This is a genomic window from Rhodococcus sp. NPDC057135 (assembly GCF_042670865.1).
Taxonomy (GTDB): Bacteria; Actinomycetota; Actinomycetes; order Mycobacteriales; family Mycobacteriaceae; genus Rhodococcus_F.
This window is the reverse complement of record NZ_JBHUUU010000003.1, coordinates 419886-442831: the sequence shown is the minus strand read 5'-3', so window position 1 is coordinate 442831 and position 22946 is coordinate 419886. Positions and strand designations below refer to the sequence as shown.

Here is a 22946-nt window from a genome sequence, read left to right as displayed (position 1 = left end):
AATCAAGCGTGCAGAAGGTACGGCACCGATTCGGGCGCCACACTCCCCTTGTTCATCATGCTGCCGGGCGTACGGCCGGTGACCCGACGGAACACTGCGACAAAAGCACTCGGAGTTTCGTACCCGACTCGCCTACTGACAACCGAAACCGGCACTCCAGCAGCCAGATACGTCAGTGCTGCGCGGACTCGAACCTGAATTCGCCACTGTGCAAAGGTCATTCCCGTGCCCTGCGCGAACACGCGCGTCAACGTCCGGACGCTGCCACCAGCTGTCAGTGCCCATTCCGACAGCGACCGCTGGTCTGCCGGATTGGCGACCAATGCTTCGGCAACGAACAGCGCCCGCGGATCGGTCGGCATCGGAACCTCCACCGCAGCAACTTCGAGCGGTTGCAGCATGTCGAATGCCACCCGCTCGGCGCGACTACGCGCCTCGTCGGGCATATTCCGCCGATGCATGTGCAGGAGTACCTCACGCAGGAGAGCACTGACGCCGAACAAGCCCGGAACGCCAGAGGGCGCGGCGTGAGCCTCGGGCCGGAAATAGGTACAGAAGAACTCCGTACCCGGACCTGCCTTCACGGCATGCAACGCGCCGGCGGGCAACCACAGCCCCGCCGAAGGCGGAACCTCCCAGGTGATGCCGTCAGCGACAACCGTGAGCATTCCGCCGGAGTTTCCCCAGATCAGCTCATGTTCAGGGTGACGGTGCGGTGCCCACTGCCGCTGGTGCGAGAGCTTCAGAGTCACCGTTGTCATCGAGTAGGGGTGATCGATGGAACGCGGCCCCACGGGCACCGAAATTCTCTCTGCCACAGCTGTCATGATGACGAGTATAGGACTTTCGTTAGGCATACCTAAATAGGAACCTTAAAAATGTTGACTGTGACCCGCGAGTTACACATACCGGGGTCCCCGATATCGTGACTGCAACTCCCGGCTACGGGTCGGCAACGAGAGGTACATGATGGTTGACGCATCACGAATCCCGGTCATCGTCGGCGTCGGCGATCTGCGCTGGAACCCAGCCGACGGGCACCGCGAACCTCTCGATCTGATTCACGACGCCACCGTTGCCGCCTTGAACGACAGTGGACGCACTGAGCTGGGAACACAGATCGATTCCGTGTACGCGGTCAAAACCGTCAGCTGGTCGTACGACGACCTCCCCGGACTGCTCGCCTCTCGACTGGGCGCGACTCCCAGCATCACCTCGACCTCTCCGATCGGTGGACACTGGCCCGCGGCGCTCCTCGATCGGATCGGCGCGTCCATCGCCCGCGGTGAGTCTTCGGTTGCTCTGCTCGTGGGCGGAGAATCGCACGCCAGCAGCACCGCGCTGCGAAAGTCCGGAGTCACCCCCGACTCGATCGGGTGGACGGCAGCGCCCGGAGGGCCTCCCGGATTCGATCCGACCGACCTGGGAAGCCCCGAAATGCAGCGCGCCGGCTTCATCGTGCCGACGCGCGTCTACCCGCTCTTCGAGAACTGCTTCAGTGCAGCCGAGGGCCACGGCGCCCGCGAATCACTCGCCTGGTCCGCGAGGATGTACGCCGCGTTCTCGGAGCTGGCATCGAAGAATCCCGCCTCCTGGACGTCGGAGATCCGATCGGCGGAAGAGATCGGCACCGTCGGCCCCGGCAATCGGATGGTCTCCGAGCCGTACCCACTGATGCTCAACGCCATGCCCTTCGTCAATCAGGCTGCGGCGGTTGTCGTCTGCTCGTTGTCGACGGCCCTCGAATTCGGTATCGACGAAGGCAAACTGGTCTACCTCTGGGGCGGCGCGGGCGCCAGTGATCCATTGGACATCCTCAGCCGCAACAGCTTCGACAGCTCAGCCGCGATGCACGACGCCGTGCATCGCACACTCGATGGTGCCGGAGTAGGCGCCGACGCACTCGACATCGTCGATGCCTACAGCTGCTTCCCGATCGTGCCCAAGCTGTTGATCCGCGAACTCGGACTCCCGGATACCGCGATCCCGAGTGTCACCGGAGGTCACTCGTTCTTCGGTGGGCCACTCAACAGCTACACCCTGCATTCCGTCGCCGAGGTCACCAGGCAAATTCGTGACGGCGCCAACCTTGCCCTCGTCCACGGCAACGGTGGATTCCTCACCTACCAGCACTGCGTACTGTTGTCCGCCGCTGCTCATGCTGACGGGTACGTCGGCGACCCCGACGCACGCGCGATAATTGCGGAGGTTCCGGAACTGATCACTGATTACACGGGCACGGCGGAAATAGTCACAGCCTCCGTCGAATACGGCCGCACTGGCGAGCCTGAGATCGGGTTCGTGATCGCGACGACGCCGGACGGACGTCGCGTCGCCGGTCACGCTGGTCCCGAGAATGCCGCCGAACTGACCCAGCTTCGCGGCGACAACCCGCCGGCGATCGGGCGAACTGTTCACATCAGCGACAAGAACGGGCGACTCACGCTCACATTCTGACAGTAGCGTTCTGACAGTAGCGTTCTGACAGTAGACAGCCGTGAGCACCGGGGCATGGTGATGCCCCGGTGCTCGCGTCTGCAGTTTGTGCCCGTTCAGGCGGCTGTGGGTGGGCTGTTCCCGCCGATCGGATGCTGGAACGGGTCTATCGACATCGGTGGATAGAACACCGCCTTCCGATCCGGGCCTATCTCGACCCTCCACTCGGTGTGGTGCAGTGTCCGATGATGATGACCGCACAACAAGATCAGGTTGTCGAGATCTGTTGGGCCGCCATCATTCCAGTGAACAATATGATGGGCATCGCACCATCCTGATGGTGTCCCGCACCCCGGAAACGCGCACCCGCCATCACGGACGGCCAGAGCCCGCCGCTGCGGAACCGTCGCGGTTCTTGCTTCCTTGCCGCAGTCGAGCGGAACACCGTTCTCATCCAACAAAATCCGGGTGACCGTGCAGTCGCAGGCCAACATCCGGGCGGTGTCGATGCTGATCGGGCCCACCCAATCCGTCCACGCGAACCCGAGTTCCTGAGTCGACGGCAGTAGATCCTTCAGCGCCTGCAGATCCGTCATGTCTTTCGCCGACGCAGTCACCGTGATGTGCGGTTTCACCCCACCCTCGATCGGACCCAACCCCGCCCGCTCGTACCGCCGCAGTAGTTCGCAGAACCCATCCGCGCGCCGTAGCGCCGGAGTGCGAGTGTCCTTGACGCCGTCTTTCTCCGGCGTCGGCGCCGACAGGCTCGACAGCAACGTGATCAGACGGGCCCCGTTGACCGCATCCAGATCGCCTTTCACGCTGACCCGCCCGTACAGGCCTTTCGAGGCGTAGAACTCGTTACGCTCCGAATCCTCACCGACAGGGACGCCGTCCTCGCGTTTGCCGTACTGCTTCTCGATCCGCCGGATCGCCGCCCGCACCGCATCACAATCAGCGATGTTCTTCGACGCCAACCCGAGCAGGATCCCGCGGGCCTGGTCCACATCCGCCGGCGTCATGTTCTTGGGCGGATGCTGACAAAACGACGCCACCTGACGGGCCTTCAACGCATCCACATCGCCCCGGTGAAAAGCATCCGCCACAACAGGTTCGAGCAACAACAACCGCGCCAAACTGACCAACAGACTGCACTCACCGATCTCCAAATTCGTCGAACCATGCAACCACTGCGCGATCGCCCGAAAACCCTTCCCGACCACAGTCTCCCGGGAAAACATCTCCACGATCAACAACACCATCCGCGACTGCAACTCGTGCCGGACACGCACCAGATCCAGAACCTCACTCTTGAGGCCCTCGCCATCCAGCTGCCACGCTTCCCGACTGTCCATGCTCAAAGTTTAATCGAACAGACTTTCGATAACCAGAGACATAACAGACAACTTCAAAAGCAAAGAACACCCGAGACCCGTTGAAGTACATCAACATTTAACTAGCCGTCAAAGACGACGCGATAGAGGACGTATCCCGCGAAACACACAATCGCAACAACGCACAGCACAAGCAGGATGTCGAAAAAGATGACCACGCTTCACCCCAATCAGTTCGACCCACCGGTCACTTCTCCGTGCGGAGAAATTCTCCAAGTGGAGAAGAGGCTAGCACGGTATCTTCTCTGCGTGGAGAAATCGACGCGAGAAGCGCTTCTGGACGCTGGGCTCGAACTACTGGGCCGGGTTGGGTTTCGGGCTTGGTCGATGAGAGGCGTCGAGGACGAAGCCGGCGTGCCACACGGCAGCGCACGGCACTACTTCGCAAACCAACGTGGACTGATAGTCGAAGTGGTACGACATCTTCTGGACGGTGATCTTCCTCGCCCGGGCGAGACATCGAAGCAACAGGTGGCCCGGTGGCTGGGACCCGAGTCCGGTCGCACTCGTGCTCGCTACGAACTGATCATCGCGTCATTCCACGATCCCGACCTCGCAGTGGAACTGGTGCGTGGTCGGGATCGATTTGTTGCCATCTTGATCGAACGCGGCATGACCTCGTCCGATGCAGCGGAATTGGTCGCAGCACTGGACGGGCTCGTTCTGGACGCACTGCTGCGCAGGCAGGCGCCGGAAACCCTGGATCCAGAGCGAACCTTCAAGAAGTTCGGGGCGAAGTTCCCCTAGCCGTCCAGCTCGGCGAAGAGCTCCATCCACTGCTCTTCGGCGGCTTCCTTGTCGGCGATGACCTGCTTGAGTTCTGCGCCGAGCTTCTGCAGCTTGTCCGGGTCGGTGGCCGCGTCGGCGAGTGATGCGTGCAGCTTCTTCTCACGGTCGTCGAACTTCGCAATGGACCGCTCGAGCTTCGAAAGTTCCTTGCGCGCAGCGCGATCCGCGGCACCGTCGCGAACCTGCTTGCTCTTCGACGCACCACTCGCGGTCGAGGCAACAGACGGATTGTCGCCATCCCCCATCGCGGCGCGTCGACGCAAGTAGTCCTCGATCCCACCGGGCAGGTTGGTGAGCTTGCGATCACCGAAGAGCGCCCAGGTGGTGTCACAGATTCGCTCGATCAGGTAGCGGTCGTGCGAGATCACAACCATGGTGCCTGCCCAGCCGTCGAGCAGATCCTCGAGTTGCTGAAGCGTGTCGATGTCGAGATCGTTGGTGGGCTCGTCGAGAAGCAAGACGTTGGGCTCGGCCATGAGAACACGCGTCAACTGCAGACGTCGGCGCTCACCACCGGACAGGTCACCGACGGGGGTGCGCTGACGCGCCGGTGTGAAGCCCAGCCGCTCAGCGAGCTGACCAGCCGATACTTCCTTGTCACCCAGGGTGATTCGCTCTGCAACGTCCTTGACCGCGTCGAGTACGCGCATGTCTGTCGGAAGATCGTCGAGTTCCTGCTTGAGCCAACCGATGTGGACGGTCTGTCCCTGAATGCGCTTTCCGGCTGCGGGCTCGAGTTCGCCGGCCAGCGTCCGCAGCAGCGTCGTCTTGCCCGAGCCGTTGACGCCGACCAGGCCGACACGCTCGCCCGGCGCCAGACGCCAGGTCAGATCCTCGACGAGTACGCGGCCGTCCGGGGTTTCCAGACGCGCGTCTTCGAGTTCGATGACTACCTTGCCGAGCCGACGCTGCGCGAACGACGCGAGCGCCACCGCGTCACGAGGTGCCGGAACGTCGGCGATCAAGGCTTCTGCTGCTTCGATGCGGTACTTCGGCTTGGACGTACGGGCAGGAGCACCGCGGCGCAGCCACGCCAGTTCCTTGCGCGCAAGGTTGCGGCGACGCTCTTCGGAAGCGTCGGCCTGACGGGAACGCTCGGCACGGGCGAACACCCAGTCGTTGTAGCCACCCTCGTAGCTTTCGACGCCGCCACCGACAACCTCCCAGGTGCGGGTGGCGACGGTGTCGAGGAACCAGCGATCGTGGGTCACGACAACAAGCGCACTGCGCCGTGAGACGAGATGCTCGGCCAACCACTGAACACCTTCGACGTCGAGGTGGTTGGTGGGCTCGTCGAGCACCAGCAGATCGAGGTCCTGAACAAGAGCTGCAGCCAGCGCGACGCGACGGCGCTCGCCGCCGGACAGGCCGTCGACCTTGGCGTCCAATGCAGACCGCTCGCCGCCGGCGCCCAGATTGTCGATGCCGATACCCGAGAGCACCGAACGGATGCGCGCATCGCCGGCCCACTCGTGCTGAGCTACTCCGAGCGGCCCCAGGACCACTTCACCGACCGTGGAGCCGGGAGGCAGTACACCGCGCTGCGTCACGACGGCCATCCGCAATCCGCCGACGCGGCTCACTCGTCCCGAATCCGGCTGCTCCACACCCGCGAGGACCTCGAGCATCGTTGTCTTGCCGCCACCGTTGAGACCGACGACGCCGATGCGCTCGCCTTCCTCGACGCCCAGGGAGACCCCGTCGAGCAACGGCTTGACGCCGAAAGACTTCGACACGTTTTCCAGATTGATCAGATTCGCCATCAGTGCTGTCCCTTTGCCGCATTGTCGAGTATTCGTGCTCCGGGAACAGGTCCGCTCGCCACGCGAACGGTGCGGCACACCCCCGCTCCCGCAAGTTCTGCGCTCACTTCCACCGCGGACTGTGCGTCGGCGCAGAGAAACGCGCATGTCGGTCCGGAGCCGGAGACGATGCCGGCCAAAGCTCCGGCTTCGACGCCCGCTCGCAGCGTCCGTCGTAGGTCCGGGTTGAGTGAGAGTGCTGCCGCCTGCAGATCGTTGCCGAGGAGCGGCGCAAGCAGATGAGCGTCACCGGTGGTGAGCGCCTGAATCAACGCATCGGCGCTGCCCAGCCGTTTCGGGGAACCTTCGGCCCGCAGCTTGTCCAGTTCGCGGAACACGACCGGTGTGCTCAAGCCGCCCTTGGCCAGCGCCAGCACCCAGTGGAAGGTGTGGCGGGTCAAGACGGGCACAAGTTGTTCGCCGCGGCCGGTCCCGAGGGCGGTGCCACCGTGCAGGGAGAACGGAACGTCGCTCCCGAGGCGTGCCGCGAAGGCGTCGAGATCAGGCCGTGAGAAGTCGAGCTTCCACAACGAGTTGAGCGCAACCAACGCAGCGGCCGCGTCGGCGCTCCCACCGGCCATTCCGCCCGCGACGGGAATGCCTTTCTCGATGACGATCTCGACGTTCGGGGCCACGCCACCCTCGACCGCAAGCATCTCGGCGGCACGCCACACGAGATTGGTGCGATCGGTAGGCACGGCCGCGGCGTCGTCGCCGATAACCCGCACGGTCAGGATGTCCGCAGGCGCCACCGTGACGGTGTCTGCCAGCGACAATGCCTGAAACACCGTCGTCAGTTCGTGATAGCCGTCCTCGCGCAGGTCCCCGACGGCAAGGTGGAGATTCACCTTGGACGGGGCCCGAACGACTACGGGGCGAGGAACGACGGAGAGCACAAGGAACAACAATAGGCGCTGCGAACACCTGGGCGAAAACCTGCGACCGCCGCACCCCGTCCGACAGCCAGTACACCCACGCTATTTCACCGCGCGCACACCTACGCCCAGACCGACAACCGCAACGCCCACAGCGGCCACGATTCCTGCCAGAACGCTGCCCGACGCGAAGTCACCGGCAAACAGTGCCCGCTCGGCATCGACGACATAGCCCAGCGGATTGACGTTCACGAGGACCTTCATCCAACCTGGCGCATCATCGAGTGGAAGCATGGTTCCGGACAGGATCAGGAGCGGGAACATCAGCGTCTGCTGAACGACCCAGAACATCCAATCCTGCTCCCGCACAGCCAGAGCGAGAGCGTACGAGAGCGCACCGAGTCCGACGCCGAACACTCCGAGCAGGACGATCCCGAGCGCGGCGCCCGCTGCGTTGACGTCCAATCCGAGCGGAAGCGCAACCAGAATGATCAAAATCGCCTGCGCGGCAAGCGGAACCATCTCCTTGCACGCTCGCCCGATCAACAAGGACGAGCGTCTGAGCGGAGTCACCAACATTCGCTCGTGCGATCCCTGCTGCATCTCCATCAGGAGGTTGGACCCGGTCATCGTCGTTCCGAAGATCGCGATCATCACCAACACACCGGGAATGAACCAATTCCACACGCCGTCACCGGTACCCGGGACCCCTTTGAGCAGAGGCCCGAACAACGCCAACAGGATCAGCGGCTGAATCAGGCTGAAGATAACGCTGACCGGATCGCGCAACATCGGTCGCAGTTCACGACCCATCACGATTGCGCTGTCTCGAACGATGTTGCCGTGCACGGTACGTGGGGTATCGAGTGTGATTGTCATGGCAGATTCCTGTTCTTCGAAGTACTTTGTCGTGGTTTCAGGAAGCGACCGCGGCGGCGCTCTCGCGCAGGCTGCGACCGGTGAGGGTGAGGAAGACATCGTCGAGAGTCGGCCTGGTGATGTCGGCGGTGAGAGCGCGGGCACCTCGGGCATCCGCTTCACGCAGCAACACCGGTAGCGTCGAATCACCCTCGCCGGCACGGATACTCACCGTGCTTGCGTCGACAGTGACTTCACGGACAGTGACAAGTTGCTCGGCCACCGACGCTGCGACGCCGGCCGCCTCGACGCTGTCGAAGGTGAGCAGAAGATGATCTCCCGCAAGATCCGCCTTGAGTGCGGCAGCGGTGTTGTCCGCGATGACAGTGCCCTCGTCGATGACGATGACCCGCTCTGCCATCGAATCCGCTTCTTCGAGGTAATGCGTGGTCAGCACGATCGTCGTGCCCATCTCGCGCCGCAACCGAAGGATGTGGTCCCAGAGGTTGGCCCGACTCTGCGGGTCCATTCCTGTGGTCGGCTCGTCGAGGAACAGAAGAGGTGGGCGATGGACCAGGCCCAGAGCGATATCGAGCCGCCTACGTTGCCCGCCCGACAGAGTGCTGACCTTCCGAGTGCCCAGATCGGTGAGTTCGAGATCACCCAGCAACTCGTCGGCTCGGACCTGCGAATCGGCCTTGGACATTCCGTAGCACAACCCCTGCGTCACCAACTCGTCGCGAACCCGCTGGTTGTGGCCGGCGCCGTTCCCCTGTCCGACGTATCCAAGGCTCGAGCGCACCTCGTTTCGTGCCGCGGAGATGTCGAACCCTGCGATTCGCGCGCTGCCGGAGGTGGGCTCGAGCAAGGTGGTCAGCATTCGCAACGTCGTCGATTTTCCGGCACCGTTCGGCCCCAGCAAGGCGACCAATTCGCCCTCCGCTACGTCGAGCGTGACTCCCTTGACTGCTTCCACGAGCTTCTTGCCCTGAGCGAAGTGCTTGGTGAGCGCCTTCGTCTCGATCATCGGTCTGCTCATGATGTGGCCCCAATTTCTGCTCGACTGGTCGGATATGGACCAACCTAAATTCAATTGAGGACTCATACGGTCCTAAATGTTTGGCAGACTTCTTGCCATGAAGGAGACATCGGCTCGCCTACTGCGGTTGCTGTCACTGCTCCAGACGCGTCGAGACTGGTCCGGTGCCGAACTCGCAGACAAACTCGCGATTACCCCGCGCACGGTTCGACGTGACGTGGACCGCCTCCGCGATCTCGGTTACCCCGTCGACGCAACAGTCGGCGTCGGCGGCGGATATCGCCTGGGTGCCGGCGCGGAGATGCCTCCGCTACAGCTCGATGACGAGGAAGTGCTCGCGGTGGCGCTCTCTTTGCAGTCCGGAGCGACCGGCTCCGTGGTCGGCATCGGCGAGGCCTCGATGCGCGCGCTGGCGAAACTGCGTCAGATCATGCCGTCGAGGCTGCGGCACCGTCTGGAGTCACTGTCGATCGACGTCGTGCCGCGCGAACCGGCAGCTAGCGCGGTCGATGCGTCGGTCCTGTCCGCCATCGCGTCCGTGTGCCACAACCACGAACGCTTGAGATTCGACTACAGCACGCACGACGGCACACAGAGCCGGCGCGAAGTGGAACCGTATCGGCTCGTACGGTCGGGTGTTCGGTGGTACCTGGTGGCCTGGGATCTCGCTCGCGAAGACTGGCGGTCATTTCGCGTCGACAGGATGGAACCCAAGATCCCCACCGGTCCGCGGTTCACGCCTCGGGAACTACCTGCGGGCGGTGCAGCCGACTTCGTTTCCCGCGGTGTCGCTCGGGCCTATTCCTCCACGCGCGCAACAGTTCTACTGCACGCGCCCATCGAGCAGGTAGCACCCATGGTCAGCGAACAGTGGGGATCAGTGGAGTCCACCGACGAAGGGCGTTGCGTCATAGTGCTTTCGGGCGCTTCCCTACGGTCGATCGCACAGTGGCTCAGGGCTTTCGACGTCGATTTCACCGTTGTGAATCCACCTGAACTCCGCGAAGAATGCCGGACCATCGCGGCGGAAACGGCAGTCGCCACTCAGCGGTATCTCGATGCGTGACAGCGCTTTTCACCCAAACGCAACAAGACCCCAACTCCGAAGAGTTGGGGTCTTGTCAGTACGTCATGCGTCGGTTGCCCGACTTACATGGACGTCTTAGACGATGGTAACGCCGGTGGCCTGCGGGCCCTTGTTGCCCTGACCGATCTCGAACGCCACGCGCTGGTTCTCCTCGAGAGTGCGGAAGCCGCCACTCTGGATCTCGGAGTAGTGAACGAAGACGTCAGCACTGCCGTCTTCGGGAGCGATGAAGCCGAACCCCTTCTCGGAGTTGAACCACTTCACGATGCCCTCTGCCATGTAAATCTCCTCTAACACAGTGTCAACAGGCAGTCGCTTCGACCGCCCGGGTCACTTACTACGACCGTTCTGAGACAAATCCGTGGAGGATGTCCAAACGCTCGCAACCTAACCATTTGCGAGCGTGGAAACACAAACACAAACACTTACGACCAACACAAGTAGACCACACATCCGCCGTGTTGTCTTCCCTGAGGTCTTCATCACTGACCAACCCGTTGACAGGCATACCCCCTGGGGGTACCTTCGATGGCAGGGCGATACCTACACCGGGTATCCGTAAAATGAGTTTTCCACAACCGAAGGGATCTGCGATGACCACCGCCGAATACACCGTTTCCGGAATGACCTGCGGACACTGCGTCGGATCCGTCAAGGAAGAGATCGGCAACATCGCGGGCGTAACCGCGGTGGATGTCGAATTGGCGAGCGGACGCGTCGTTGTCACCAGCGACGCTCCCGTCTCCGCAGCCGACGTCGTCGCAGCAGTCGACGAAGCCGGCTACGCAGTCGTACCAAGCTGAGTCAGCTGTGCGCACCTCGACAACACTTGCCACCTACGCCGTAGGGCTGGTCGCCGTCTTCGGCGCCGCCCTCGGTGTGGGGGCCGCAATCGGAAGCCCGATAGACATGTCCACTACCCAGCACAGCACCCACGAATCAACCACCGAATCGATGCCAGGCATGGATTCGGCAACACCCGCAGGGCTCGAAGTCTCTTCCGGCGGTTACACACTCACCGAAGTGACCGCACCCGATCGAGCTGGGGAGCCGGGAACCTTGACCTTCCGGATTCTCGACAGCAACAACGAGCCCGTCGTCGATTTCGACCTTCTGCACGAGAAGATGCTCCACCTCATCGTCGTCAGAAACGACACCAGCGAGTTCCGCCACGTGCATCCTTCGCTCGCCGCAGACGGCACCTGGTCGATCGACTGGACCTGGCCTGTCGCCGGTACCTACCGAGTCTTCGCGGACTTCGACCCCACCGACGGCACCCAACTGACGCTCGGCCGAAACTTCGATGTGGCAGGCGAATTCGCTCCTGCTCCGCTGCCGGCGAAGAGTGCGACCGCAACTGTCGACGGATACACCGTGACTCTCGACGGTGATCTGACCACTGCCGGCGGCCCGATCACGCTGAGCGTTGCTCGCGACGGAGCCCCGGTCACCGATCTCGATCCGTACCTCGGTGCCTACGGTCACCTTGTCGCTCTGCGCACCGGCGACCTCGCCTACCTGCACGTTCACCCCGAGGGTGAGCCGGGCGACCGCGTCACTGCTCCCGGTCCGGACATTTCCTTCCATGCACAGGCGCCGAGCGAAGGAACGTATCGCCTCTTCCTCGACTTCCAACACGAAGGAGTGGTTCGCACCGCCGAATTCACGGTTGATGCAGGCACTTCCGCAGCTTCAGTTCCAGACAATCACGAGGGCGGGCACTGATGACGTCACCGACTGCGGTCGACAATGCTGCCAACTCGAGTAGCGTCGAACTCGCGATCACCGGAATGACCTGCGCTTCCTGCGCGTCACGAATCGAGAAGAAGCTCAACAAGATCGACGGCGTCACAGCCACCGTCAACTACGCGACGGAAAAGGCCAAGGTCACTTTCCCAGACGGTGTACCCGTCGAAGATTTGGTCACTGCCGTCGAGAATGCCGGCTACGCCGCCGCGCTCCCCAAGCCGCCGAGCGCGCCTGACACCGTCGACCCGGACGCGGAAACCCCGCAGGATCGCGATCTGCGCGAGCTGCGCACCCGCCTGATCATCTCGACTCTGCTCTCCGTACCGGTCATCGCGATGGCGATGGTTCCTGCACTGCAGTTCGACAACTGGCAGTGGCTCTCCCTCACGCTGGCCGCGCCGGTCATCGTGTGGGCGGCCCTTCCCTTCCACCGTGCCGCCTGGGTGAACCTGCGTCACGGCGCCGCCACGATGGACACGCTCATCTCCCTGGGCACCATCTCGGCATTCGTCTGGTCGCTCTACGCACTGTTCTTCGGCACCGCGGGCGAAGCAGGAATGAAACACGCGTTCAGACTGACGGTCGACCGGATGGACGGCAGCGCCAACATCTACCTCGAAGTTGCCGCGGGCGTCATCACGTTCGTACTGGCCGGACGCTACTTCGAGCACAAGTCCAAGCGCACGTCCGGAGCCGCACTACGCGCGCTCATGGAACTCGGTGCGAAAGACGTCGCGGTATTGCGAGACGGCGTCGAAGTACGAATCCCCGCCGAAGAACTGGCAGCGGGCGACTCCTTCATCGTTCGGCCCGGCGAGAAGATCGCCACCGACGGCATCATCACCGAGGGCCGCTCAGCCGTCGACATGAGCATGTTGACGGGTGAATCCGTACCGGAGGAAGTCGGTGTCGGGGACACCGTCGTCGGCGCCACCGTCAACGTCGGTGGAACCTTGACCGTCCAGGCCACCCGAGTCGGGAGCGACACCCAACTCGCCCAGATGGCGGCGCTGGTCGAAGACGCACAGAACGGCAAGGCCGAAGTTCAGCGCCTCGCCGATCGGATCGCCGGCATCTTCGTTCCGGTCGTCATCGCGATTGCCGTTGCGACGCTGGGCTACTGGCTCGGGACCGGCAACCCCATCGAGATGGCGTTCACCGCTGCGGTCGCCGTGCTGATCATCGCGTGCCCCTGTGCTCTCGGATTGGCAACGCCCACAGCCCTGTTGGTGGGCACGGGCCGCGGAGCTCAGATGGGAATCCTGATCAAGGGACCCGAGGTGCTCGAATCGACGCGCGCAGTCGACACCGTCGTGCTCGACAAGACGGGAACCGTCACCACTGGTCAGATGACACTGCTGGACACCGTCGTGGGCGAAGGAACAACCGTCGACGAGGTGCTTCGACTGGCCGGCGCACTGGAACATCGCTCCGAGCACCCCATCGCCGCAGCGATCGCGAAGGGCGCGACCGAAGCCGTGGGCGAATTGCCTCCGGTCGAGGATTTCGTGAACGTCGCCGGACGCGGCGTGCAGGGAATGGTCGACGGTCATGCCGTCGTCGCCGGCCGAGACGCGCTGCTCGCCGACTGGTCGATGCCGTTGCCGGAAAATCTCCGCGAGGCGAAAGCTGAAGCAGAGAAGGCCGGGCGCACCGCAATCGCGGTGGGTTGGGACGGCAAGGCACGCGGCATCCTCGTGATCGCCGACGCGGTCAAGGACACGAGCGCCGAAGCGATCGCGCAGTTGAAGGCACTCGGCCTCGAACCCGTTCTGCTGACCGGTGACAACGCCACCGTCGCCCGCACTGTCGCGGATCAGGTCGGAATCAGCACCGTGTTCGCCGAGGTCATGCCGGCCGACAAGGTCGACGCCGTCAAGAAACTGCAGGCGGAAGGACGCGTCGTGGCCATGGTCGGCGACGGCGTGAACGACGCGGCAGCCCTGGCTCAGGCCGATCTCGGTCTGGCAATGGGCACGGGTACCGACGTTGCAATCGAGGCCAGCGACATCACCCTGGTGCGCGGTGACCTGCGGTCGGCAGCCGATGCAATTCGACTGTCCCGCAAGACGCTCAAGACCATCAAGGGCAACCTGTTCTGGGCATTCGCCTACAACACGGCAGCGATCCCGCTGGCTGCGGCCGGTCTGCTCAACCCGATGCTCGCCGGTGCCGCAATGGCATTCAGCAGTGTGTTCGTGGTGAGCAACAGCCTGAGGTTGCGGCGGTTCAAATAGCGGGGGGCAAGGCCCCTGTGCGCGGTTAGGGAGTCCCTGCACTCCTTAACCGCGCACGGGGCTATTCGCCTCCAGCCAGCCGAACGAAGGCTGCTGCGTCGAGCATCTCGCCACGCGTCTGTGGCTCGATGCCCGCAGCGAGGAGCCGTCGTTCGGCTTCGGCAGGCGAACCTGCCCAACCACTGAGCGCGGCACGCAAAGTCTTGCGGCGCTGCGCGAATGCGGCGTCGATAGCCGCAAAGACCTGCTTGCGGTGCTTCTCGTCCATCGGCCACGGCGGCTCCGCATACCGGTCGATACGAACCAGACCTGATTCCACCTTGGGTACCGGCCAGAAGACGTTGCGTCCGACGGCGCCGGCGCGGCGAACCTCGCCGAAGAAGTTGGCCTTGACGCTGGGAACGCCGTAGATCTTGCTTCCCGGATCAGCCGCCAGTCGATCGGCAACCTCGGCTTGCACCATCACGAGTGCGGTCCGCAGACTCGGCAACGATGCAAACAGGTGCAGCAGTACCGGCACCGCGACGTTGTACGGAAGGTTCGCGACCAGCGCGGTCGGCTCGCCGGGAATCTGCGAAGGCAACACACGCATTGCGTCGGCTTCGACGACGGTCAGGCGATCGGCCAGTTCCGGCGCTCGCTCGGCCACCGTCTTGGGGAGGCGGGCCGCGAGGTTGGGATCGATCTCGACCGCGATGACCCGATCGACCACGTCCATCAGCGCCATCGTCAGCGAACCGAGACCGGGCCCTACTTCGAGGACGACGTCGTCACGCGTGACGCCTGCGGTGGTGACGATGCGTCGCACGGTATTGGCGTCGTGAACGAAGTTCTGCCCCAACTGTTTCGTGGGTCGGACACCGAATTCCTCGGCAAGAGCGCGCACCTCGACCGGACCGAGCAGGGCTGCCTGCCCGCGCGGAGTAGCGATGGGTTCGTTCGATTGTTCGGCGTCTGACACCAGTAGAACTTATCCCAGTCCGAGGCGACCCGAGCACGACGGCCATGCGCCCCAGCCCTGAGTGCGCTGGGTCTGTGTCGCAATCGCGATCTGCTCTTCACGGGTGGCGAGGTCGGCGCGGGGCGCATATTTCAACCCGCCCTGTCGTTCCCAGGTGTTCTGATCGAACTGCACGCCGCCGTAGAAACCGTTGCCGGTGTTGATTGCCCAGTTACCGGTGGCCTCGCACTGTGCGAGCGCATCCCACGTCGAACCGTTCTCCACGGGCGGCACCTCGGTGCCCGGCTTCGTGCCGACACGCACGACCTTCGGCTGAGCCGGTGTGGTGATCGTCTCCGCCACCTGTGTGCGTCCGGCTTCGACACCGTTGACGAGATTGACGGCGAACGTCACGTCGCGCACGCCGGGAACGCCCGGGTTCTCGACGGTCGTACGGCTCTGGTTCATCGTCGGATCCTCGATGCGCTGATCCGGCGGATCGAGCGGCAAGGTCTCGATCTTGTTCTCGGTGCGGTTACGCGTCACCGTGACCTCGAGGCCCTCGGTCAACGGCGCATCTGCGGCGGGAACAACCGTGTCCGACTGCTCGAGCGGCGTTCCGTTTGCGGTGAGGAACTCCCCTACCGTCGGAGCCGCGATACGCACGTCTGCTGCCGCGTTTGCGCCGTCGACCAGTTTTGCGACAACCGGTGTCAGCACGTCCAGCGCGGCGCCGTCGAGCGGAAGACGCTGCGAGCGCGAAGCCGACACGTGCACATCTGCTGCGACATCCAACTGCTTCAACGCGTCGTCGACGGTCAAAGCGGTGGTCCAGAGCTTCTGCGGCTGACCGTCGACCGTCAGCGTGATCTCTCGCGCGCGACGGAGCACCACGGTGTCGCCGTCGGACAGCGAAGCGTCGGCCGCGGGAGCAACTGCGTCCTTGTCACCGATCGGGTAACCCGCATCCTCGAGAGCGCCGTCGACGTTGGTCGACATGGTGCTCAGGCGAATCTGCTCACCGTCGACGTCGAGGGTGATGGTCTTGTGCCGGACGACAGCGAGAACACCACCCACGAGGACGGTCAGAAGGAGCGCGGCGATCGCCGAGTACAACAACGGCGACCTGGTCGAGTTGATCTTGGCGAACGGTGACATGGGTTCCTGAGTTCTGTGTGGAGTGAGGGCGGGTCAGCGCAGGCCCAATTTGCTGGTGCAGGACGGCCACGCACCCCAGCCCTGACCGGCGCGGACCTTCTCGCCGATCGCGATCTGCTGTTCACGTGATGCGAGGTCGGCGCGAGCCGCGTACTGACCGCCGCCGAATGCCTCCCAGGTGCTCTGGGTGAACTGAAGTCCGCCGTAGAAACCGTTGCCGGTGTTGATGGCCCAGTTTCCGGTCGCTTCGCACTGAGCAATGGAGTCCCACGTCGACGCGTTGGACACGGCGGGCGCGGAAGTCTGCTTGGTGCCGACCTTCACTACTGCTGCGACCGGTTCCTTGATCACGGTCGCGGAAAGTTCGGTTCGGCCGGCCTCGACGCCGTTGACGGTCTTGACCTCGACGGTGGCCGTGCGCTCGCCCGCAACACCCGGGTTCTCGACGACGGTCTTGTCCTTCTCGAGCTCGGGATCTTCGACCTTGTTCTCGGGCGGCGCGATCGGCTGCGTCTCGACGCGAGTGTCCGTGCGGTCGCGGGTGACCTGGATGGTCAGGCCGTTGGTGACAGGTGTGTCCGCGGTGGGAACAACCGAGTCGGCCTGCTCGAGCGGCGCATTCTTCGCCGCGAGAAGATCACCGACGGTCACGGCGGCGAGCTTGATCTCCGACGCGGGAGCGCCGCCGTCGCTGACGCTGACGGTCTTCGGGCTGACGACGTCGAGTTCGGTCCGTTCGAGGGGCAGACGATGCGAGCGCGAAGCCGAAACTGCGAAGTCGTCGGAAACATCTACCTGCTTCAAGGCCTCGTCGACCGTCAATGCGGTGGTCCAGATGGTGGTCGGCTGACCGTCGACGGTCAGCGCCAACTCACGGGCACGGCGCAGTACGACGGTATCGCCGTCGGACAGGGAGGAATCAGCGCTGGGAGCGAGAGCGTCCTTGGGATCGACCGGGTATCCGGCGTCCTCGAGAGCGGTACCGACGCTGCTCGACATCGTGGACAGCGAGATCATGTCGCCGTCGACATCAAGGGTGATCGTCTTGTGCCGAACTACGGCGAGCGCACCCCCGACGATGAGCGTCAGAAGCAACGCACCCACCACTGAGTAGAGAAGTGGTGACTTCGTGGAGTTGATCTTGGCAAAAGGCGACACAGGAAATCCCAAGGCAGACGACGTTCGATCACAATACGGTAACGACCGAGCGTTGTATCGGCAACCAAATCACAACGAAATGCGACTTTTGTCACGGAACGGCAACGGCGTGTCGTGTGTTCTGCACTTTCCGGCTCCGATACCCGTGTATCGATTCAGCTCTGGGCGCAGTATGTTCTCGTCTGGTTCAAAGCAGTCCGGCGATCCCGGGCGCGACAGAAGAAAGCTGGGCGATAGTGCGAAGAAGATTCGACAGACCACGTAATGCCAGGTGGCCGATCCTGGCCATCCTGCTGGCGCTGATCGCAGCGCTGTTCGCCCCCGGAATCGCGAGCGCGCAACCCGGTCGCACCTACACGATCGCCACCGATCTGACATTCGCCCCGTTCGAATTCGAGAACGAAGACGGCAAACTCGTCGGCATCGACATCGACCTGCTCAATGCGATCGCCGAGGACCAAGGTTTCAAGGTCGACATCAAGCAGCTCGGCTTCGACGCGGCCCTTCAGGCCGTGCAGGCGGGGCAGGCCGACGGTGTCATCGCCGGCATGTCCATCACCGACGCCCGCAAGCAGGTCTTCGACTTCTCCGACCCGTACTTCGAGTCGGGCGTGCAGATGGCCGTCCTCGAGACCGACAACGACGTGAAATCGTACGAAGACCTGAAGGGCAAGCGCGTCGCCGTCAAGAACGGCACCGAGGGCGCCAGCTTCGCCGAGTCCATCAAGGACCAATACGGTTTCACCACTGTCTATTTCGCTGACTCCGCCAGCATGTACGACGAGGTCCGAACCGGGAACTCCGTCGCCGTCTTCGACGACTATCCCGTCCTCGCCTACGGCATCACGCAGGGCAACGGCCTCAAGACCGTCACCGAAAAAGAGGTGGGCGCGAGCTACGGCTTCGCCGTCAACAAGGGCCAGAACGCCGAACTCCTCGAGATGTTCAACGCCGGTCTGCAGAACCTGCGCGACGACGGCCAGTACGACGAAATCGTCTCGACCTACCTCGGTCAGGGTGCATCGACGTCGGACAACTCGATCATCGGCTTGATCAAGAGCACCTACCCCCAGCTCCTCAAGGGTCTGTGGCTGACCATCGTCCTCTCGGTCGTCTCGATTGCTATCGCCCTGGTGCTCGGCGCGATCTTCGGCCTCTGCCGGGTGTCGACCAACATATTCGTCCGAGGCATAGGAACCGCGTACGTCGACATCTTCCGCGGCACACCACTGTTGGTGCAGGCGTTCTTCATCTACTTCGGCATCCCTGCCGCCCTGCATTTCCAGATGTCCGCCTTCACGGCAGGCATCATCACGCTCTCGCTCAACGCCGGTGCGTACATGGCTGAAATCGTCCGCGGCGGCATCCTGTCCGTCGACAAGGGACAGATGGAAGCGTCACGAAGCCTGGGTATCAACTACATGAAGTCGATGCGAAAAGTCATCATGCCGCAGGCAATTCGCACGATGATCCCGTCGTACATCAACCAGTTCGTCATCACCCTCAAGGACACGTCGATCCTGTCGGTCATCGGACTTGCCGAGCTCACTCAGACGGGGCGCATCATCATCGCGCGCAACTTCCAGTCGTTCAACATGTGGCTGATCATCGGCGTCATGTACTTCATCATCATCATGGCGCTCACCAAGCTGTCGAACCGCCTCGAGAAGAGGATCAACAAGTGACCGAAACAGCCGTCAACATGGGCAAGCCCGACACCGAGGTCAAGATATCGGTCCAGGGACTGAAGAAGTCGTTCGGCGACAACGAGGTTCTCAAAGGCCTCGACGTCGACATCAAGAGCGGTGAAGTGGTCTGCGTCATCGGACCTTCCGGTTCGGGCAAGTCCACCTTCCTGCGCTGCCTCAACCGCCTCGAAGACATCACCGCGGGTTCCGTGCGCGTCGATCAGTTCGATCTCACGAACAAGGACGTCGACATCGACAAGGTGCGCCAGCACATCGGGATGGTGTTCCAGCACTTCAACCTGTTCCCACACATGAGCGTCGTCGAAAACGTGATGCTCGCCCCGGTGCAGACCGGCCGATCGTCCAAGGAACAGGCTCGCGAGATCGCCGTCAAACTGCTCGGCCAGGTCGGCCTCGCAGAGAAGGCAGATGCCAAGCCCGCCAGCCTGTCCGGTGGGCAGAAGCAACGTGTCGCCATCGCCCGCGCGTTGGCGATGAGCCCCGACATCATGCTGTTCGACGAGGCCACGAGTGCCCTCGACCCCGAAATGGTGGGCGAGGTTCTGCAGGTTCTTCGCGACCTCGCCAAGCAGGGCATGACCATGGTCGTCGTAACCCACGAGATGGGCTTCGCCCGTGAGGTTTCCGACCGGGTCATCTTCATGGCCGACGGGTACATCGTCGAAGAAGGCAAGCCGGAGAACTTGTTCGGCAACCCCCAGCAGCAGCGAACCCAGGACTTCCTGGCGAAGGTTCTCTAGGGGGCAAGCCCCCTGTGCGCCTTTTTGGTAGTGGGGACTACCGGAAAGGCGCACGGGTGGTGGCCAATTCGACGACAACGGCCGTCTCCATCCAGCCACGCCGACCGGCAACCAGCGACGGCAGGCCGCGAAAATGTGGCGGGACCTTCTCGACTCGAACGTGATCGGTGCTCCCAGGTACCAACACCCAGTGCCTGGGTTCTTGTTCGACAAATTCGCCGCGCTCGAGTCGGATCGCGAGAACGATCCCGGCTGTAGGTTCCACGTCGTCGGGATAGATTCCTCCATGAACCGTCCCGTCGAACCACTGCGACTCATCTATCGGGTGCAAAGCCCACGCAGATTTTTCGCCGACCACCGGCAACGGTGCACAGCACTCGAATTCCCACGTTTCGATGCGGACTGTGACCACGTTGTAGTCATTCATCTGAAATACCCCGCGCAGTAGACGGGCCGGGACACGACGGTCCCGGGCGCGGAGTTACCTGTCAGACCACCATAGCGTCAGAGTTTGTAGACGCGCTCCGCTGTCGCCGTGGACGCTGCCGCGAGAGCTTGCGGATCCTCACCGCGGATGTCTGCGAGCGCACGCACTGTGTAGGGCAGGCAGTACGACTCGTTGGGCGCCCCGCGGAACGGGTGCGGCGTCAGGAATGGCGCATCCGTTTCGACGATCAGCTGATCCGACGGCACCAGCAGCGCGGCCTCACGCAGCGCTTTCGCGTTCTTGAAGCTGACGGTTCCCGAGAAACTCAGCACGTACCCGGCGTCGATGCACTCCCGCGCCATCTCCGAATCCGAGGAGAAGCAGTGGAACACCACGGTCTCCGGTGCACCTTCCTCGTTCAGCACTCGCAGCAAGTCCTGGTCGGCTTCGCGGTTGTGGATCATCAACGTCTTGCCCAGACGCTTCGCCAAGTCGATGTGCCACCGGAAACCGTCGACCTGCTCCTCGATGGTGGCGCATCCCTCGAGCTTGCCGGGCCAGTAGAGATCGAGCCCGGTCTCCCCCACGGCAACGACTCGTGGATCGGACGCCAAACGCTCGATCTCGGCTCGGGTGCCGGCATCAAGAACGTTTGCCCTGGTCGGATGGATTGCGACGGCTGCGTAGACCCTCGAATCCCAATGAGCCGCGTCGACGGCAAATCGCGCGGCGTCGAGGTCGTCGGCCACCGTGACGACTCGCCCGACACCGACTGCCTCGGCTCGATCGACTATCTCGGCCACGGTTGCAGCGTCATGCGCACCGCACGCGTCGAGGTGTGTATGGGCGTCGATCAGAGGCGACAAGGGCTCAGGGGCATCGGGGGCGGGACGGTCTTTGCTCACGCCCGATAGAGTAAGCGCACCATGACTGTGCCTGCCTCACCCTCCCAGACCCCGCGCCCGGACTCCGCCGCCTCGGAAGGCGCGGAACGACCGCCGTTCTACATCACGACAGCGATCGCGTATCCCAACGGCGCTCCGCACATCGGCCACGCGTACGAGTACATCTCCTCGGACGCGCTCGCCCGCTTCAAGCGGTTGGACGGACATGAAGTGTTCTTCATGACCGGCACCGACGAGCATGGTCTGAAGATGCAGCAGACAGCGATCAAAGAGGGCATCGACGTCCGCGAACTCGCGGCTCGGAACTCCGACGTGTTCCAGAACCTCGACAAGGTCCTGAACATCTCGTACGACCGGTTCATCCGCACCACCGACGCAGATCATCAGGTCGCCAGCAAGGCAATCTGGGAGAAGATGGCCGCATCGGGCGACATCTACCTCGACACGTACTCGGGGTGGTACTCGGTTCGTGACGAGGCCTTCTACACCGAAGCCGAGACCACGCTTCTCGAGGACGGCACCCGTCAGTCCACCGAGACCGGTACGCCGGTGGAGTGGACCGAGGAGTCCAACTACACCTTCCGCCTCTCGGCGTACGAGGACCGTCTCCTCGCACTGTACGAAGAGCATCCCGAGTTCATCGCCCCCACGACTCGCCGCAACGAGATCGTCAGCTTCGTCAAGGGCGGCCTCAAGGACCTGTCGATCTCGCGCACTACGTTCGACTGGGGCGTCGAGGTTCCCGGCGACCCCGACCACGTCATGTACGTCTGGGTCGACGCCCTCACCAATTACCTGACCGGCGTGGGCTATCCGAACGTCGACTCGGAGGAGTTCAAGAAGTTCTGGCCCGCGAGCCTGCACATCATCGGCAAGGACATCACACGGTTCCACACCGTGTACTGGCCGGCGTTCCTCATGTCGGCCGGCATCGAACTGCCGGAACGAGTCTTCGTCCACGGGTTCTTGTACAACAAGGGCGAGAAGATGTCGAAGTCGGTCGGCAACGTGGTCGATCCGATCGCGATGGTCGATCAGTACGGCCTCGACGCGGTCCGCTTCTTCCTGCTCCGCGAGATCTCGTACGGCCAGGACGGCAGCTACAGCCACGAAGCAATCGTGACTCGAATGAACGCAGACCTGTCCAACGAACTGGGCAACCTCGCGCAGCGTTCACTGACGATGGTCGCGAAGAACTGCGACGCCCAGGTCCCCACCCCCGGTGAGTTCACCGAGGACGACCTGGCGATGCTGGCGTCGGCGGATGCCTTGCTTGCCAAGTGCCGCAGCGAGTTCGACGTGCAAGCACTGCATCTCGCGTTGGAGGCCATCTGGGGCGTCCTCGGAGAGACCAACCGGTACTTCTCCAAGCAGGAACCGTGGGTTCTGCGCAAGACCGATCCGGCACGGATGGCAACGGTCCTCTACGTGACGATCGAAGTTGTCCGTATCGTCGGCCTTCTCGTTCAGCCCGTCATGCCCGACGCGGCGTCACGCATCCTCGATCTGCTTGGTCAGAGCGAAGAGAACCGTCAGTTCACCGACATCGCGGTTCGCATCGACGCGAACCGGAAACTGCCTGCTCCGGCACCGGTCTTCCCCCGCTTCGTCGAGGAATGACCTAGGCACGAGTGCCGCATGTG

21 protein-coding genes are annotated in these 22946 nt (G+C 63.1%); 9 read left to right on the top strand and 12 right to left on the bottom strand.

Translation table 11 applies throughout. The features are described from left to right. Window positions 1-2 precede the first annotated feature (2 nt). Window positions 3-827: an AraC family transcriptional regulator gene (locus ACFT1A_RS07595; protein WP_003946247.1), complete on the bottom strand. Its 825-nt coding sequence runs from the start codon at window positions 825-827 to the stop codon at window positions 3-5. Between the two features lie 139 nt (window positions 828-966). Between ACFT1A_RS07595 and ACFT1A_RS07590 the strand changes: the two genes are divergently transcribed. Further along, window positions 967-2457 (top strand): acetyl-CoA acetyltransferase, encoded by a 1491-nt coding sequence (locus ACFT1A_RS07590; protein WP_378446458.1) that lies wholly within the window; start codon window positions 967-969, stop codon window positions 2455-2457. Between the two features lie 95 nt (window positions 2458-2552). On the opposite strand, the gene ACFT1A_RS07585 is transcribed toward ACFT1A_RS07590, so the two are convergent. Next, a complete protein-coding gene (locus ACFT1A_RS07585; protein ID WP_378446457.1) occupies window positions 2553-3791 on the bottom strand; it encodes a DUF222 domain-containing protein in 1239 nt (412 codons plus the stop codon). A gap of 288 nt (window positions 3792-4079) precedes the next feature. Here ACFT1A_RS07585 and ACFT1A_RS07580 point away from each other — a divergent pair, with 288 nt between their 5' ends. Next, window positions 4080-4577 carry a TetR/AcrR family transcriptional regulator gene (locus ACFT1A_RS07580; RefSeq protein WP_378446456.1) on the top strand — a complete coding sequence of 166 codons (498 nt, stop codon included), beginning with the start codon at window positions 4080-4082 and terminating at the stop codon, window positions 4575-4577. Here ACFT1A_RS07580 and ACFT1A_RS07575 read toward each other — a convergent pair. From ACFT1A_RS07575 to ACFT1A_RS07560, 4 genes are all read right to left on the bottom strand, one after another. Next, window positions 4574-6382, bottom strand: a complete 1809-nt coding sequence (locus ACFT1A_RS07575; protein ID WP_003946255.1) for an ABC-F family ATP-binding cassette domain-containing protein — start codon at window positions 6380-6382, stop codon at window positions 4574-4576. The two genes, ACFT1A_RS07580 and ACFT1A_RS07575, sit on opposite strands and share 4 nt — an antisense overlap. Continuing rightward, window positions 6382-7317 (bottom strand): 4-(cytidine 5'-diphospho)-2-C-methyl-D-erythritol kinase, encoded by a 936-nt coding sequence (locus tag ACFT1A_RS07570; protein WP_378446455.1) that lies wholly within the window; start codon window positions 7315-7317, stop codon window positions 6382-6384. The genes ACFT1A_RS07575 and ACFT1A_RS07570 overlap by 1 nt, the downstream gene beginning before the upstream one ends. 81 nt (window positions 7318-7398) lie before the next feature. Further along, the gene (locus tag ACFT1A_RS07565; RefSeq protein ID WP_378446454.1) at window positions 7399-8175 is read right to left on the bottom strand and encodes an ABC transporter permease; all 777 of its coding nucleotides are present in this window, start codon (window positions 8173-8175) and stop codon (window positions 7399-7401) included. A gap of 37 nt (window positions 8176-8212) precedes the next feature. Then, on the bottom strand, window positions 8213-9193 hold the full coding sequence (locus ACFT1A_RS07560) for an ATP-binding cassette domain-containing protein (RefSeq protein ID WP_378446453.1): 981 nt from the start codon (window positions 9191-9193) through the stop codon (window positions 8213-8215). Window positions 9194-9290: 97 nt separating this feature from the next. Between ACFT1A_RS07560 and ACFT1A_RS07555 the strand changes: the two genes are divergently transcribed. Further along, on the top strand, window positions 9291-10259 hold the full coding sequence (locus ACFT1A_RS07555) for a helix-turn-helix transcriptional regulator (RefSeq protein WP_378446452.1): 969 nt from the start codon (window positions 9291-9293) through the stop codon (window positions 10257-10259). A 96-nt stretch (window positions 10260-10355) separates the two neighbouring features. Here the strand turns inward: ACFT1A_RS07555 and ACFT1A_RS07550 are convergent, their stop codons facing one another. After that, window positions 10356-10559 (bottom strand): cold-shock protein, encoded by a 204-nt coding sequence (locus ACFT1A_RS07550; protein ID WP_003946232.1) that lies wholly within the window; start codon window positions 10557-10559, stop codon window positions 10356-10358. Window positions 10560-10873: 314 nt separating this feature from the next. On the opposite strand from ACFT1A_RS07550, the gene ACFT1A_RS07545 reads away from it, so the two are divergent. The 3 genes from ACFT1A_RS07545 to ACFT1A_RS07535 are packed head-to-tail and all read left to right on the top strand — an operon-like array spanning window position 10874 to window position 14266. Beyond that, complete coding sequence (locus ACFT1A_RS07545; RefSeq protein WP_003946267.1) at window positions 10874-11083, top strand: heavy-metal-associated domain-containing protein; 210 nt, start codon at window positions 10874-10876, stop codon at window positions 11081-11083. A gap of 7 nt (window positions 11084-11090) precedes the next feature. Continuing rightward, window positions 11091-12005 carry a hypothetical protein gene (locus ACFT1A_RS07540; RefSeq protein ID WP_378446451.1) on the top strand — a complete coding sequence of 305 codons (915 nt, stop codon included), beginning with the start codon at window positions 11091-11093 and terminating at the stop codon, window positions 12003-12005. Beyond that, complete coding sequence (locus ACFT1A_RS07535) at window positions 12005-14266, top strand: heavy metal translocating P-type ATPase (protein ID WP_378446450.1); 2262 nt, start codon at window positions 12005-12007, stop codon at window positions 14264-14266. The genes ACFT1A_RS07540 and ACFT1A_RS07535 overlap by 1 nt, the downstream gene beginning before the upstream one ends. A gap of 61 nt (window positions 14267-14327) precedes the next feature. On the opposite strand, the gene rsmA is transcribed toward ACFT1A_RS07535, so the two are convergent. The 3 genes from rsmA to ACFT1A_RS07520 are packed head-to-tail and all read right to left on the bottom strand — an operon-like array spanning window position 14328 to window position 17522. Further along, window positions 14328-15227 carry a 16S rRNA (adenine(1518)-N(6)/adenine(1519)-N(6))-dimethyltransferase RsmA gene (rsmA, locus tag ACFT1A_RS07530; protein WP_003946263.1) on the bottom strand — a complete coding sequence of 300 codons (900 nt, stop codon included), beginning with the start codon at window positions 15225-15227 and terminating at the stop codon, window positions 14328-14330. Window positions 15228-15236: 9 nt separating this feature from the next. Then, the gene (locus tag ACFT1A_RS07525; protein WP_378446449.1) at window positions 15237-16364 is read right to left on the bottom strand and encodes a transglycosylase family protein; all 1128 of its coding nucleotides are present in this window, start codon (window positions 16362-16364) and stop codon (window positions 15237-15239) included. A gap of 33 nt (window positions 16365-16397) precedes the next feature. Continuing rightward, entirely contained in the window at window positions 16398-17522 is a 1125-nt protein-coding gene (locus tag ACFT1A_RS07520; RefSeq protein ID WP_378446448.1) for a transglycosylase family protein, read from the bottom strand. Between the two features lie 236 nt (window positions 17523-17758). Between ACFT1A_RS07520 and ACFT1A_RS07515 the strand changes: the two genes are divergently transcribed. Together ACFT1A_RS07515 and ACFT1A_RS07510 are read left to right on the top strand one after the other, a co-directional pair. Then, a complete protein-coding gene (locus ACFT1A_RS07515) occupies window positions 17759-19207 on the top strand; it encodes an amino acid ABC transporter substrate-binding protein/permease (protein WP_378446447.1) in 1449 nt (482 codons plus the stop codon). Then, entirely contained in the window at window positions 19204-19971 is a 768-nt protein-coding gene (locus ACFT1A_RS07510) for an amino acid ABC transporter ATP-binding protein (protein ID WP_378446446.1), read from the top strand. Before ACFT1A_RS07515 ends, ACFT1A_RS07510 begins: the two co-directional genes overlap by 4 nt. 37 nt (window positions 19972-20008) lie before the next feature. Here ACFT1A_RS07510 and ACFT1A_RS07505 read toward each other — a convergent pair whose 3' ends face one another. Next, the gene (locus tag ACFT1A_RS07505; RefSeq protein WP_378446445.1) at window positions 20009-20398 is read right to left on the bottom strand and encodes a DUF6578 domain-containing protein; all 390 of its coding nucleotides are present in this window, start codon (window positions 20396-20398) and stop codon (window positions 20009-20011) included. A 77-nt stretch (window positions 20399-20475) separates the two neighbouring features. Beyond that, a complete protein-coding gene (locus ACFT1A_RS07500; RefSeq protein WP_347874363.1) occupies window positions 20476-21303 on the bottom strand; it encodes a TatD family hydrolase in 828 nt (275 codons plus the stop codon). A 21-nt stretch (window positions 21304-21324) separates the two neighbouring features. Between ACFT1A_RS07500 and metG the strand changes: the two genes are divergently transcribed. After that, the gene (gene metG, locus ACFT1A_RS07495; protein WP_378446444.1) at window positions 21325-22923 is read left to right on the top strand and encodes a methionine--tRNA ligase; all 1599 of its coding nucleotides are present in this window, start codon (window positions 21325-21327) and stop codon (window positions 22921-22923) included. Window positions 22924-22946 lie beyond the last annotated feature (23 nt).